The sequence below is a fragment of the Knoellia sp. p5-6-4 genome, assembly GCF_029222705.1.
Classification (GTDB): domain Bacteria; phylum Actinomycetota; class Actinomycetes; order Actinomycetales; family Dermatophilaceae; genus Pedococcus_A.
In genome coordinates this window covers 649,402-662,149 of sequence record NZ_JARGZF010000001.1, presented here as the reverse complement: position 1 = coordinate 662,149, position 12,748 = coordinate 649,402, and the positions used below count along the sequence as shown (strand labels likewise).

The 12,748-nt window shown below is 71.2% G+C and carries 13 protein-coding genes; 8 read left to right on the top strand and 5 right to left on the bottom strand.

What is annotated here, in order from left to right; genetic code table 11:
- Positions 1–8: 8 nt before the first annotated feature.
- Together tsf and P2F65_RS03105 are read left to right on the top strand one after the other, a co-directional pair.
- Complete coding sequence (gene tsf / locus P2F65_RS03110; RefSeq protein ID WP_275804053.1) at positions 9–839, top strand: translation elongation factor Ts; 831 nt, start codon at positions 9–11, stop codon at positions 837–839.
- A gap of 122 nt (positions 840–961) precedes the next feature.
- The gene (locus P2F65_RS03105; protein WP_275804051.1) at positions 962–1,159 is read left to right on the top strand and encodes a hypothetical protein; all 198 of its coding nucleotides are present in this window, start codon (positions 962–964) and stop codon (positions 1,157–1,159) included.
- Here the strand turns inward: P2F65_RS03105 and P2F65_RS03100 are convergent.
- The gene (locus tag P2F65_RS03100; protein WP_275804048.1) at positions 1,140–1,745 is read right to left on the bottom strand and encodes an antibiotic biosynthesis monooxygenase; all 606 of its coding nucleotides are present in this window, start codon (positions 1,743–1,745) and stop codon (positions 1,140–1,142) included. The two genes, P2F65_RS03105 and P2F65_RS03100, sit on opposite strands and share 20 nt — an antisense overlap.
- Positions 1,746–1,854: 109 nt before the next feature.
- On the opposite strand from P2F65_RS03100, the gene pyrH reads away from it, so the two are divergent.
- The 5 genes from pyrH to purU all read left to right on the top strand — a co-directional run bounded on the left by pyrH (position 1,855) and on the right by purU (position 6,533).
- Positions 1,855–2,598: a UMP kinase gene (pyrH, locus tag P2F65_RS03095; RefSeq protein WP_275804046.1), complete on the top strand. Its 744-nt coding sequence runs from the start codon at positions 1,855–1,857 to the stop codon at positions 2,596–2,598.
- A 96-nt stretch (positions 2,599–2,694) separates the two neighbouring features.
- Positions 2,695–3,252, top strand: a complete 558-nt coding sequence (gene frr, locus P2F65_RS03090) for a ribosome recycling factor (RefSeq protein WP_275804044.1) — start codon at positions 2,695–2,697, stop codon at positions 3,250–3,252.
- Positions 3,253–3,281: 29 nt separating this feature from the next.
- A complete protein-coding gene (locus P2F65_RS03085; protein WP_275804042.1) occupies positions 3,282–4,214 on the top strand; it encodes a phosphatidate cytidylyltransferase in 933 nt (310 codons plus the stop codon).
- A gap of 70 nt (positions 4,215–4,284) precedes the next feature.
- The gene (gene rlmN / locus P2F65_RS03080; RefSeq protein WP_275804040.1) at positions 4,285–5,505 is read left to right on the top strand and encodes a 23S rRNA (adenine(2503)-C(2))-methyltransferase RlmN; all 1,221 of its coding nucleotides are present in this window, start codon (positions 4,285–4,287) and stop codon (positions 5,503–5,505) included.
- Between the two features lie 143 nt (positions 5,506–5,648).
- Positions 5,649–6,533, top strand: a complete 885-nt coding sequence (gene purU / locus P2F65_RS03075) for a formyltetrahydrofolate deformylase (RefSeq protein ID WP_275804038.1) — start codon at positions 5,649–5,651, stop codon at positions 6,531–6,533.
- Positions 6,534–6,550: 17 nt separating this feature from the next.
- On the opposite strand, the gene P2F65_RS03070 is transcribed toward purU, so the two are convergent.
- From P2F65_RS03070 to P2F65_RS03055, 4 genes are all read right to left on the bottom strand, one after another.
- Entirely contained in the window at positions 6,551–7,687 is a 1,137-nt protein-coding gene (locus P2F65_RS03070; RefSeq protein ID WP_275804036.1) for an LOG family protein, read from the bottom strand.
- Positions 7,688–7,756: 69 nt separating this feature from the next.
- A complete protein-coding gene (locus tag P2F65_RS03065) occupies positions 7,757–9,124 on the bottom strand; it encodes an FAD-dependent oxidoreductase (RefSeq protein WP_275804033.1) in 1,368 nt (455 codons plus the stop codon).
- Between the two features lie 26 nt (positions 9,125–9,150).
- A complete protein-coding gene (locus tag P2F65_RS03060) occupies positions 9,151–10,590 on the bottom strand; it encodes an aspartate aminotransferase family protein (protein ID WP_275804031.1) in 1,440 nt (479 codons plus the stop codon).
- Entirely contained in the window at positions 10,587–11,060 is a 474-nt protein-coding gene (locus P2F65_RS03055; protein ID WP_275804029.1) for an Lrp/AsnC family transcriptional regulator, read from the bottom strand. The genes P2F65_RS03060 and P2F65_RS03055 overlap by 4 nt, the downstream gene beginning before the upstream one ends.
- A 181-nt stretch (positions 11,061–11,241) precedes the next feature.
- On the opposite strand from P2F65_RS03055, the gene P2F65_RS03050 reads away from it, so the two are divergent.
- Positions 11,242–12,690 carry a gamma-aminobutyraldehyde dehydrogenase gene (locus tag P2F65_RS03050; protein WP_275804027.1) on the top strand — a complete coding sequence of 483 codons (1,449 nt, stop codon included), beginning with the start codon at positions 11,242–11,244 and terminating at the stop codon, positions 12,688–12,690.
- Positions 12,691–12,748: the final 58 nt, after the last annotated feature.

The window sequence follows — 12,748 nt, the reverse complement described above, 5'->3', positions numbered from 1 at the left end:
CAACATCTATGGCGAACTACACCGCCGCTGACATCAAGGCGCTGCGCGAGCAGACCGGCGCCGGCATGCTCGACGTCAAGAAGGCTCTCGAGGAGGCTGACGGCGACCGCGCCAAGGCCACCGAGATCCTGCGCGTCAAGGGCCTGAAGGGCGTCACCAAGCGCGAGGGCCGCACCACCTCCAACGGCCTGGTGGCCGCCAGGGTCGAGGACGGCGTGGGCACCCTCGTCGAGGTCCTCTGCGAGACCGACTTCGTCGCCAAGGGCGAGAAGTTCGGCGAGCTGTCCCAGCAGGTGCTCGACCAGGCCGTCGCCTCCGGCGCGGCCGACGCCGACTCCCTGCTGGGGAGCACCCTGGCCGACGGCAGGACCGTCCAGCAGCTGCTCGACGAGGCCAACGCCACCATCGGCGAGAAGATCGAGGTCAAGCGGGTCGCCCGCCTCGAGGGCGGCACCGTCGTGTCCTACCTGCACAAGACCAGCCCCGACCTGCCCGCGCAGATCGGTGTGCTGTTCGCCACCGAGGGTGGCGACGAGCAGGTCGGCCGCGACGTCGCGATGCACATCGCCGCGTTCAGCCCGTCGGTGCTGACCCGCGAGGAGGTCGACTCCGAGACGGTCGAGAACGAGCGCCGTGTCGCCGAGGCCACCGCGAAGGAGGAGGGCAAGCCCGAGGCTGCCCTGCCGAAGATCGTCGAGGGTCGTGTCAACGGCTACTTCAAGGAGAACGTCCTGCTCGAGCAGCCGTTCGCCAAGGACGCCAAGAAGACCGTCGCCAAGGTCCTCGAGGAGGCCGGCGCCAAGGCCCAGGCCTTCGCCCGCTTCCGCGTCGGTTCCTGACGCGACATCGAGCGGCGAGGCCCGTCCCCTTCGGGGGGCGGGCCTCGTGCCGTTGTGGGCGCCGCTTCGGCGTCACCCCGGTATGCCGCCCGCTCATCGCGGGCACGCGGCATACTGCAGGCATGGGGAGACGCAGAGGGCGGCACGAGCGCCGCGACGGGCACCGGAAGGTGCACCGCCCGCTGCCCGACTTCAGCGAGCTTCCCGAGCGGGTGCGGCCGGAGGACATGGTGACGACCCAGGAGGTCGAGCCCGCGCCCGACCCCCGGGGCGGGCGCGACACCGAGACCGAGTTCGTGCTCAGGAACGCCGGGTTCTAGCCCGGCGGCCGCTCAGCCAGGGCTGCAGCAGGCGGGTCACCTGCGGCAGCACGAGGTAGGTCATCAGCGGGGTCAGCAGCAGCGTGGAGACGAGGACCCGCAGCACCAGCGGCCAGTGCCCCAGCAGGGGCGTCAGCAGCCACGTGAAGAGCAGGTTGGTCGGGAAGAACGCCACCCAGATGACCACCGCCTGCTTCCACCGCGGGGGAGCAGGGGGCGGGAGGTCGCTCACCGAGCGCTCGCGGGGCTCGTCGAACCAGCCCTCGATTCCCGTGCGGTGCTCGACCCGGGTGTGCTCCACGAGGTCCTGCGCCGAGCGCAGCCAGCGGGTCCGCTCGGGCGAGCTCTCCCAGCCCTGCAGGGTCTCGGGGGAGTCGAAGCGGTAGAGCATGTGCCAGTCGGAGGAGTCCGCAGCCGGCCGCACCCATCCGGTGCCCAGGAAGCCGGGGAAGCGCTCGGCCATGGAGGTGCCGGCGTGCACCCACGCCTGCATGAGCAGCTCGTCCTCGGGGCGCACCCTGCGGGTGATCGCGACGGTGACCGGGTGGCGGGCGGTGCTGTCGGGGGCGGCGGGTGTCTCAGGCATGGCCGGATGATTGTCCCAGATCACGCGGCCAGTCCCGCCCGGGTCGAACCGGGGGCCCCCGGTGTGGAAAGATCGAGCGACCGCCGCCGAGCCCTGATGGAGGAAGCCTGTGACCACTGACGGAGCCGACGTCACCGAGAGCCGCTCATACCGACGCGTGCTGCTGAAGCTGTCGGGAGAGGTCTTCGGAGGCGGCCGGATCGGCCTGGCCCCGGATGTCGTCCGCGGCATCGCCCAGCAGATCGCGCGTGCCGTGCGCGAGGGCAGCGAGGTCGCCGTCGTCGTGGGCGGGGGCAACTTCTTCCGCGGCGCCGAGCTGCAGCAGCAGGGCATGGACCGCACCCGCGCCGACTACATGGGCATGCTGGGCACGGTCATGAACTGCCTCGCGCTGCAGGACTTCCTCGAGAAGGAGGGCGTCGAGACCCGGGTGCAGACCGCCATCGCGATGGGCCAGGTCGCCGAGCCCTACATCCCCCGCCGGGCCATCCGCCACCTCGAGAAGGGGCGCGTGGTGATCTTCGGTGCCGGCGCCGGCATGCCGTTCTTCTCCACCGACACCGTCTCGGCGCAGCGCGCCCTCGAGATCAAGTGCGACGCGGTGCTCATGAGCAAGAGCGGCGTCGACGGCGTCTACGACTCCGACCCGCGCACCAACCCCGACGCGAAGAAGCTCGACGAGATCACCTACAGCGAGGCCATCCAGCAGGGCCTGCGCGTCGTCGACGCCGCCGCGTTCAGCCTCTGCATGGACAACAAGCTCCCCATGGTGGTCTTCGGCATGGAGGGCGAGGGCAACGTCGTCCGGGCCATCCGCGGTGAGAGGATCGGGACGCTGGTGACGGCGGACTGACCGCACCACGGCACGACGCGCACCACCAGCAGCGAGCACACCCCGCACGAGAACAACGACCGAGAGGCCGGCACCCACGGCCCCGAAGGAGCCGACATGATTGACGAGACCCTGCTCGAGGCCGAGGAGAAGATGGAGAAGGCCGTCGAGGTGGCCAAGGAGGACTTCGCCGGCATCCGCACCGGCCGGGCGACCCCGGGCATGTTCAACAAGCTGGTCGTCGACTACTACGGCGCTCCCACGCCGCTGCAGCAGCTGGCGTCCTTCCAGACGCCCGAGGCACGCACCATCCTCATCTCGCCGTTCGACAAGTCCGCCATGGCTGCCATCGAGAAGACGCTGCGCGACTCCGACCTCGGCGTGAACCCGAGCAACGACGGCAACGTCATCCGTTGCGTGCTGCCAGCCCTCACCGAGGAGCGCCGCAGGGACTACATCAAGCTCGCCCGCCACAAGGGCGAGGACGCCAAGGTCTCCATCCGCAACATCCGCCGCCACGCCAAGGACCAGCTCGACCGGTTCGTCAAGGACGGCGAGGTCGGTGAGGACGAGGGCAAGCGCGCGGAGAAGGACCTCGACGCGACGACGAAGAAGTACGTCGACTCAGTCGACGAGCTGATGCGGCACAAGGAGGCCGAGCTGCTCGAGGTCTGAGCGACCCGACAGCTCCCGCACCACCCGCCATGACCTCGTCGTACCCCACCCGCCGCTCGCTGCGGGACAGCCGGGCTGCCGGCTCGACCGCGGTTGCCGACGACTCCTCGGGCGGCGGCACCGCACGCCGGGCCGCCGCCGCGCCGAAGACCTCCCGCGCAGGCAGGAACCTCCCCGCCGCGATCGCCGTGGGCGTCACCCTCGGCGCCCTGATCATCGTCTCGCTGGTCCTCGCCAAGGAGCTGTTCCTGGGCATCGTGGCGATGGCGGTGGCCGTCGGGGTGTGGGAGCTGCGCAAGGCCCTGGCCCAGGTCGGCATCCACGTGCCGCTCGTCCCGTCGCTCGTGGGCATGGTCAGCATGCTGGGGTCGGCCTACTGGGGAGGGGCCCAGGCCCTCTCGGTCACCCTGGGGCTCACCTGCGTCGGCGTGCTGCTCTGGCGCGTGGCCGACGGCGTTCGAGACGCGGTGCGCGACATCGCCGGCGGCATGTTCGTGGCCCTCTACCCGTCGTTCCTCGCCGGCTTCGCCGCGCTGCTGCTCGCGGCCCCGGACGGGGTGGCCCGGGTCGTCGTCTTCGTCCTGGTCACCGTGCTCAGCGACATCGGCGGCTACGTCTTCGGTGTGCTGTGGGGACGGCACCCGATGGCCCCTGCCGTGAGCCCCAAGAAGTCCTGGGAGGGCTTCGCCGGCTCGGTCCTGGCCTGCATGGTCGGCGCCTCCGTCAGCATCTCGCTGGCCCTCGGCGGGCCGTGGTGGGCGGGTCTCATCATGGGCGCGGCAGTCGCCGTCGGGGCCACCGTCGGTGACCTGACCGAGTCGACCATCAAGCGTGACCTCGGCATCAAGGACATGAGCCACGTCCTGCCCGGCCACGGCGGCATCATGGACCGGCTCGACTCCCTGCTCGTCACCGCGCCGCTGAGCTGGGCGCTGCTGCTGGTCTTCGTCCCGCTCCACTGACGTCGGGACGCCGCGCGCCCGGCGCACCGGCGTTTTCCGCTGGGGCGCCTCGGCTGAGACACTGGTGGGGATGTCCGAGAACCCCACCCCCGTGGCCCTGCCCGAGCCGAGCACCGAGAAGCCGAGGCCGGGCCAGCTCACGTTCACCGCCCCGCGGCGGGGCAAGCCGCCGCGACACCTCGCCGACCTCACGCCGACCGAGCGCAAGGAGGCGGTGGAGTCACTGGGCCACAAGGGCTTCCGGGCCAAGCAGCTCTCGACGCACTACTTCGAGCGGCTCGTCGAGTCGCCCGACGAGATGACCGACCTGCCCAAGTCGATCCGCGACGACCTCGTGCGAGACCTGCTGCCGCCGCTGCTGACCCCGCACGTGCAGCGCACTGCCGACGACGGCGCCACCATCAAGTCGGCCTGGCGGCTGCACGACGGCGCGATCGTCGAGTCGGTGCTCATGCGCTACCCCAACCGGGTGACCATCTGTATCTCGAGCCAGGCCGGCTGCGGCATGAACTGCCCCTTCTGCGCCACCGGCCAGGCCGGTTTGACCCGCAACATGTCGGCCGCCGAGATCGTCGAGCAGGTCGTGTATGCCGCGCGGCAGCTGCGCCGCGGCGAGCTCGCTCCCAGCGTGGCGGCGGTGACGGGCGCCGAGCTCGGTGACGAGGACGGCCCCCCGGAGGTGACCGGGCCGACGCGCATCTCCAACGTCGTCTTCATGGGCATGGGGGAGGCGCTGGCCAACTACAAGGCGGCCATCGGCGCCATCCGCCGGCTGACGGACCCGGCTCCCGACGGCCTCGGCATGTCGGCGCGCGGGATCACCATGTCGACCGTCGGCCTCGTGCCCGCGATCGACAAGCTGGCCGCCGAGGGCATCCCGGTGACCCTCGCCCTGTCGCTGCACGCCCCGGACGACGAGCTGCGCAACGAGCTCGTGCCGATCAACACCCGCTGGAGCGTCGACGAGGCCCTCGACGCGGCTCGCCGCTACTTCGAGGCCACGGGCCGCCGGGTGAGCATCGAGTACGCCCTCATCAAGGACATCAACGACCAGGCGTGGCGGGCCGACCTGCTGGGGGAGAAGTTGAACGCCCGGGGCCGCGGCTGGGTGCACGTCAACCCCATCCCGCTCAACCCCACCCCCGGCTCGAAGTGGACAGCCTCCCGGCCAGGTGTGGAGCAGCAGTTCGTGGAGCGGCTGCGCGCGCACGGTGTCCCGACGACGGTCCGCGACACCCGGGGGCAGGACATCGACGGCGCCTGCGGGCAGCTGGCCGCCTCGACGGCATAGCCGACCTGCGGCCCGACGGCGGTGGCGCCACCCGTCCCGGGGCTGGCACCGTCCCTGGGAGTGGTCATCCGCGACCGGTCCGACGGCGGATCGGTAGGGTGACGGCCCTCCCGAGTGGAACAGCCCGACAGCGAGGAGCGAGCGTGCACGGCGAGCCCACCCCGACCCTGGAGGCCGGTCGCGAGTTCGTGCTGACCGTGTCGTGCCCCGACCGGCGGGGCATCGTGCACGCCGTCACCGGCGTGGCGCTCGAGCAGAGCCTCACCATCGCCGACGCCCAGCAGTTCGGCGACCCGTCGTCAGGGGAGTTCCACCTGCGGATGCACCTCGTGCGAGAGGGCCCGCCCATCGACGTCGCCGACCTGCGCGCGGCGATGGAGCGCACCGCCGCGGAGTTCTCGATGGCCTGGGCCCTGCACGACCAGTCGGTGCGCCACCGGGTGCTCGTCATGGTCAGCCGGCAGGGGCACTGCCTCAACGACCTGCTGTACCGCGCGGAGACCGGTTCGCTGCCCGTGGAGATCCCGGCCATCGTCTCCAACCACGACGACTTCCGCGGGCTCGCGCAGTGGCACGACATCCCCTTCCACCACGTGCCCGTCACCCGGGACACCAAGGCGCAGGCCGAGGCCGAGCTGCGCCGACTCGTGGTCGAGCACCAGGCCGACACCATCGTGCTCGCCCGCTACATGCAGATCCTCTCGGCCGAGCTGTGCGCCGACTTCCCCGGGCGGATCATCAACATCCACCACTCGCTGCTGCCGAGCTTCAAGGGCGCCAAGCCCTACACCCAGGCGCACGACCGTGGCGTGAAGGTCATCGGGGCCACCGCGCACTACGTGACGGCCGACCTCGACGAGGGGCCGATCATCGAGCAGGACTTCCGGCGCGTCGACCACCGGATGAGCCCCGCCGAGCTCGCCGGGGTCGGCCAGGAGCTCGAGGCGATGGCGCTCGCCCGCGCGGTGCGCTGGCACGTCGAGCACCGGGTGATCCTGCGTGGTCGGCGCACCATCGTCTTCGACTGAAGCTCAGGTGCGCCCAGTCACCCGTGCAGCAGCCTCGGCACCTCGTCGATGTCGTCCACGAGGTGGAGCGCCTGCTCCATGTCCCGTCCCGCCGCCAGCGCCGTCAGGCCCGCCCAGACCGGCACGGTCTCGGTCCAGTGCCTGACGCCGACCAGCACCATCGGCGGCAGCACGGAGCCGGCAGGCGCGTAGTACAGGCGGGTGGCGGCCTGGAAGACCTCCTGCGCGGTGCCCGCGGCACCGGGCAGCACCACCAGTCCTGCCGTGCACCGGGCCAGCAGGCCGTCCTCGCGGATGGCGTTGGAGAAGTACTTGCCGATGCCGTCGCAGAAGACGTTCGGGGGCTCGTGGCCGTAGAACCACGTCGGGATGCCGACGCTGCTCACGGCCCGCGGCCGGCCTGACTCCATCAGCTCGTCGTGCAGCTGCAGGGCGACCCGCGCCCAGGGTGCGATGTCCGGGGAGAACGACGGCACTGCCGCCAGCCGGCCGAGGGCGTCCTCGAGCCGATTCGTGTCGGCGCAGAAGGCGCCGAGGTTGGCGGCCTCCATGGCCCCGGGACCACCACCGGTCGCCACGACGAGCCCCTCCGCGGCGAGGATGTGGCCGAGCCTGGCGGCCTCGGCATACCCGTCGGTGCCGCGCGCGAGCGCGTGCCCGCCCATGACGCCCACGACCGGGCGGTGACCGATGAACTCGGTCAGGGCATCGGTCATCGAGTCGTCGTGGATGGCCCGCAGCAGCGTGACGAACGCGTCGTGGTGCAGCCGGGCGTCTCGCGACCAGGTGTAGGCCAGCGCGTCCGGCGTCTTGTCGTAACCCTGTTCGGCGAGCCCGGCGTAGAGCTCGTGCGGCTGGTAGGGCGTGGCGCGGTAGGGGTTGACCGGCGCGTGCGGGTCGGTGGGGAAGATGAGGGCCCCGTGCTCCCGCAGGTGCACCTCGAGCGCCGGTGGCAGCCGCCCTCCGAGCACCACCATGCCCTCGACGTCGGTGCGCGCGAGCAGCTCCTCCTCGTGCCCGGTGAGGTCGAGGTCCTGGAGTCGCAGGCCGCACAAGGGGATTCGCCGGGCGAGGGCGTCCTCGAGGGCGTGCAGGCTCTCGATCTCGTTGTCGGCGGGGTGGCGGCGCGCGGTGACCGGGTGCGGGTCGGACATGTCCCGACCCTAGACGGCCCCACGCAGGCGCCCCCGCCCACCAGGGGAGGGGGCCAGGTGCCGCTCCGCTCAGTGGCCCGTGAGCGCGCTGAGCAGCCTGGCCTGCACGGCGGGGCGCCCGGTGCGCTCCTCCTCGAAGTCCGCCGCGTGGGCCAGCCGCAGCCCGGCGTTGACGCCGAGCCAGCGCAGTGGTTCGGGCTCCCACTTCCGTGAGCGGTGCCCCACCCACGGCAGCGTGGTGAGCGGCGTCCGCCGACCGCGCACCAGGTCTGCCAGGGTGCGACCGGCGAGGTTGCTGGCCGCGACGCCGTCGCCGACGTAGCCGCCGGCCCAGCCGAGCCCCGTCGCGGCGTCGTAGCCGACCGCCGGGTGCCAGTCGCGGGCGATGCCGAGGGGGCCGCCCCACGCGTGGGTGAACGCCACACCGTCGAGCTGCGGCAGCATCTGCCGCAGCGTCGCCCGCAGGTCGTCGAAGACACTCTCCTCGTGGTCGAAGCCCGGGCGCACCCGTGAGCCCCAGTGGTAGGGGGCGCCTCGTCCGCCGAAGGCAATGCGGTCGTCGACGGTGCGCTGGCCGTAGGTGACCACGTGCCGGTGGTCGGCGAACACCTCTCGGTGGACGAGCCCGATCTCGTCCCACTGGGCGCGGGACAGCGGCTCGGTCGCCACCATCAGTGAGTAGACCGGTGCGAGGGAGCGGCGCCGCCCGGGGAGCGAGGGCGTCCAGGCCTCGGTGGCGCGGATGATGACGCGGGCGGTGACGCGGTGGCCCCCGGCGGTGTGCACCGCACCCGGGCCGAGCGAGACCACCCGGGTGCCCTCGGCGATCCCCCCGCCGCGCCGCCGCACCGCGGCTGCCAGCCCGTCGACGAGGCGCCGTGGGTGCACCCGGGCGCAGTGCGGGTTCCACGTGCCGCCGTGGACGTCACTGGCGGCCAGGCGCTCGCGGGCCTCCTCGGCGTCGAGCCACTGCGTCCCGTCGCCCCAGTGCTGCCCGGACTCGACGTCGGCGCGGGCCCGGACGGCCTGGGCCCGGTTGCGGGCGAGCACCACCGTGCCGCCCCTGTGGAAGCCGCAGTCGACGTCCTCGGCGCGGGCGACCTCACCCACCTCGGTGACCGTCTCCTGCAGGGCTCGCACCATCGCGCGCGCGGCGTCCGGGCCGCTCTCCCGGGCGATGGACTCGGGCCCCACCGGCCAGAGGGCGGAGACCCAGCCCCCGTTGCGCCCGCTTGCCCCGAAGCCGACGTGCTCCGCCTCGAGCACGAGCACGTCGAGCGACGGCTCGTCGCGCAGGAGGTAGTAGGCCGTCCAGAGCCCGGTGTAGCCGCCGCCGACGATGACGACGTCGGCGGCGGTGTCGTCGGTCAGGCTGGAGGCGGAGTCGGCAGCCACCCTGGCGCCCTCCCACCACAGGGGGCGCACGGGTGTGGTCACGGCCGGAAACCCTTGCGGGCCAGGGCCTAGAGGTGCTTCTCGGCGTCCTTGAGCACCGAGCGCAGGCGCGAGGCGATGTCGTCGAACTCGGCCTGGCCGATGATGAGCGGCGGCGCGAGCTGGATGACGGGGTCGCCCCGGTCGTCGGCGCGGCAGTAGAGGCCGGCGTCGAACAGCGCCTTGGAGAGGTAGCCGCGCAGCAGCCGCTCGGACTCGTCGTCGTTGAAGGTCTCGCGGGTCTCCTTGTCCTTGACGAGCTCGATGCCGTAGAAGTACCCGGCGCCGCGGACGTCGCCGACGATCGGCAGGTCGAGCAGGCCCTCGAGCGCGTCGCGGAACTTCGGGGCGTTGTCCATCACGTGCTGGTTCAGGCCCTCGCGCTCGAAGATGTCGAGGTTGGCCATCGCCACGGCGGCGCTGACGGGGTGGCCGCCGAAGGTGTAGCCGTGGGGGAAGAACGTCGTGCCCTGCTTGAACGGCTCGAACAGCCGGTCGCTGGCGATCATGGCTCCGATGGGGGAGTAGCCCGAGGTCATGCCCTTGGCGCAGGTGATGATGTCCGGCACGTAGTTGAAGTCGTCGCAGGCGAACATCGACCCGATGCGGCCGAACGAGCAGATGACCTCGTCGGAGACGAGCAGCACGTCGTACTCGTCGCAGATCTCGCGCACGCGCTCGAAGTAGCCGGGCGGCGGCGGGAAGCAGCCGCCGGAGTTCTGCACCGGCTCGAGGAAGACGGCGGCCACGGTGTCGGGGCCCTCGAACTCGATGGCCTCGCCGATGCGGTCGGCCGCCCAGCGGCCGAAGGCCTTCTCGTCGTCGCGCAGGTGCTCCGGCGCCCGGTAGTGGTTGGTGTTGGGCACCTTGAAAGCGCCGGGCACCAGCGGCTCGAACATCTCCTTCGCGGCCGGGATGCCGGTGATGGAGAGGGCGCCCTGCGGGGTGCCGTGGTAGGCCACGTTGCGGCTGATGACCTTGTGCTTGGTCGGCTTGCCCATCAGCTTGTAGTACTGCTTGGCCAGCTTCCAGGCGGTCTCGACGGCCTCGCCGCCGCCGGTGGTGAAGAAGACGCGGTTGAGGTCGCCGGGGGCGCTGGCGGCCAGGCGCTCGGCGAGCTCGATGGCCCGCGGGTGGGCGTAGGACCACAACGGGAAGAAGGCGAGCTCCTTCGCCTGCTTGGCCGCCGCCTCGGCGATCTCCTCGCGGCCGTGGCCGACCTGGACCACGAACAGCCCGGCGAGGCCGTCGATGTACTCGTTGCCCCGGTCATCCCAGATCTTGTGCCCCTCGCCGCGGGTGATGATGGGCACCGAGTGGCCCTGGCCTCCCTCGCTGCGGTCCTCGAAGACCGAGTGCCGGGTGAAGTGCATCCACAGGTGGTCGCGGGCGGCCTCGCTGTGGAGGGTGCCCATCGGCGTGCGGGTGTCGCTCGACGGCTCGAAGATGGCGGAAGGCTCGGTGGTCATCGTGTACCCCAGTTGTAGTGCTGTTTGTTGAGTTTCAGATAGACGAAGGTCTCGGTGGTCAGGACCCCTCCCAGGGTCCGCACCCGCTTCGTGAGCAGCTCGAGCAGCTGGTCGTCGTCCTCGCACACGACCTCGGCGAGCAGGTCGAAGCTGCCGGCCGTGGTGACGACGTAGTCGACCTCGGGCATCGCGCTCAGCGCCTCGGCCACGGAGGTCAGGTCGCCGTCCACGCGGATGCCGATCATGGCCTGCCGGCGGAAGCCCACCTGCAGCGGATCGGTCACCGCGACGATCTGCATGACTCCCGAGTCGAGCAGGCGCTGCACGCGCTGGCGCACCGCCGCCTCCGACAGGCCCACCTGCTTGGCGATCGTCGCGTACGACTGCCGTCCGTCCTCCTGGAGGTGCTCGATGATCGCCTTGGAGACGTCGTCGAGGCGCGCCTCGTGGTGGTTCGGGGAGCGGGTCACGCCCGCCATGGTGTCCTCTTCGGCACAGGCGCGCAAGTACCCAGACGACGGAATCCGTCGTCGAATTGTCAAATCGATGTTGATTTCCGCAATCAGATGCGCCGAACCTATTGAAATCGCTGCGACGGTGGCTACAGTTCGAGACACCGGAATCCGTACCGATCCCCCCGGGAGAGCCCTCGTGACTGCCACCCCTCGTGTCCTGCGCAACTTCGTCAACGGTGAGTACGTCGACCCGGAGACCGACGCGACGACCGACATCGTCAACCCCGCCACGGCGCAGGTCGTGGCCAAGGCGCCGGTGTCGACGCAGGCCGACGTCGACAAGGCGTATGCCGCCGCTGACGCCGCCTTCGCCGAGTGGGGCCAGGCCACCCCGAGCGAGCGGCAGAAGGCGCTGCTCGACTTCGCCGACGCGATCGAGCGGCGGGCCGACGAGTTCGTGCGCCTCGAGGCGGAGAACACCGGCAAGCCGCACGCCCTGACCGCCAGCGAGGAGGTGCCGCCGATGGTCGACCAGCTGAGGTTCTTCGCCGGCGCGGCGCGCGTCCTCGAGGGCAGGTCGGCCGGTGAGTACATGAAGGGCCACACCTCGTGGATCCGGCGCGAGCCGATCGGTGTCGTTGGCCAGGTGACGCCGTGGAACTACCCGATGATGATGGCGGTCTGGAAGATCGGGCCCGCGCTCGCCGCCGGCAACACGATCGTCCTCAAGCCGTCCGACACCACGCCCGAGACCACGCTGCTGATGGCCGAGATCGCGGCCGAGTTCCTCCCGCCGGGCACCTTCAACGTCGTCACGGGTGACCACAACACCGGCCGTGCCGTCGTGTCCCACAAGACGCCCGCCCTCGTGGCCATCACCGGCTCGGTGCGCGCCGGCATGCAGGTCGCCGAGAGCGCGGCCCACGACGTCAAGCGGGTGCACCTCGAGCTCGGCGGAAAGGCGCCCGTGGTGGTCTTCGACGACGCCGACATCGAGGCCGCCGTCGAGGGCATCGCCGGCGCCGGCTACTTCAACGCCGGACAGGACTGCACCGCGGCCACGCGCGTGCTCGCGGCCCCGCGCATCCACAACGACTTTGTCGATGCCCTCGCCGAGTACGCCAGGAGCTCGACGAAGGTCGGCATGCCCGAGGACGAGGAAGCCGCCTTCGGGCCCGTGAACAACGCCAACCAGCTGCAGCGGGTCCAGGGCTTCCTCGAGCGCCTGCCCGACCACGCCAGTGTCGCCGCCGGCGGACACCGGGTCTCCTCGCTCGGCGACGGCTTCTTCCTCGAGCCCACCGTGCTGTCCGGGCTGCGCCAGGACGACGAGGCCATCCAGAACGAGATCTTCGGGCCGGTCATCACCGTCCAGCAGTTCTCCGACGAGGACGAGGCGGTGCGCTGGGCCAACGGCGTGGAGTACGGCCTGGCCTCCAGCGTGTGGACCAGGGACTTCGGCAGGGCGATGCGCATGTCCAAGCGGCTCGACTTCGGCGCGGTCTGGATCAACACGCACATCCCGATCGTTGCCGAGATGCCGCACGGTGGATTCAAGAAGAGCGGCTACGGCAAGGACCTGTCCATGTACGGGTTCGAGGACTACACCCGCATCAAGCACGTCATGGCCAACATCGAGAGCTGATCCCCCCGACCACGCACCAGCACCAACCTCGCCCCCGCGGCGCCGGCACCAGGAGAGC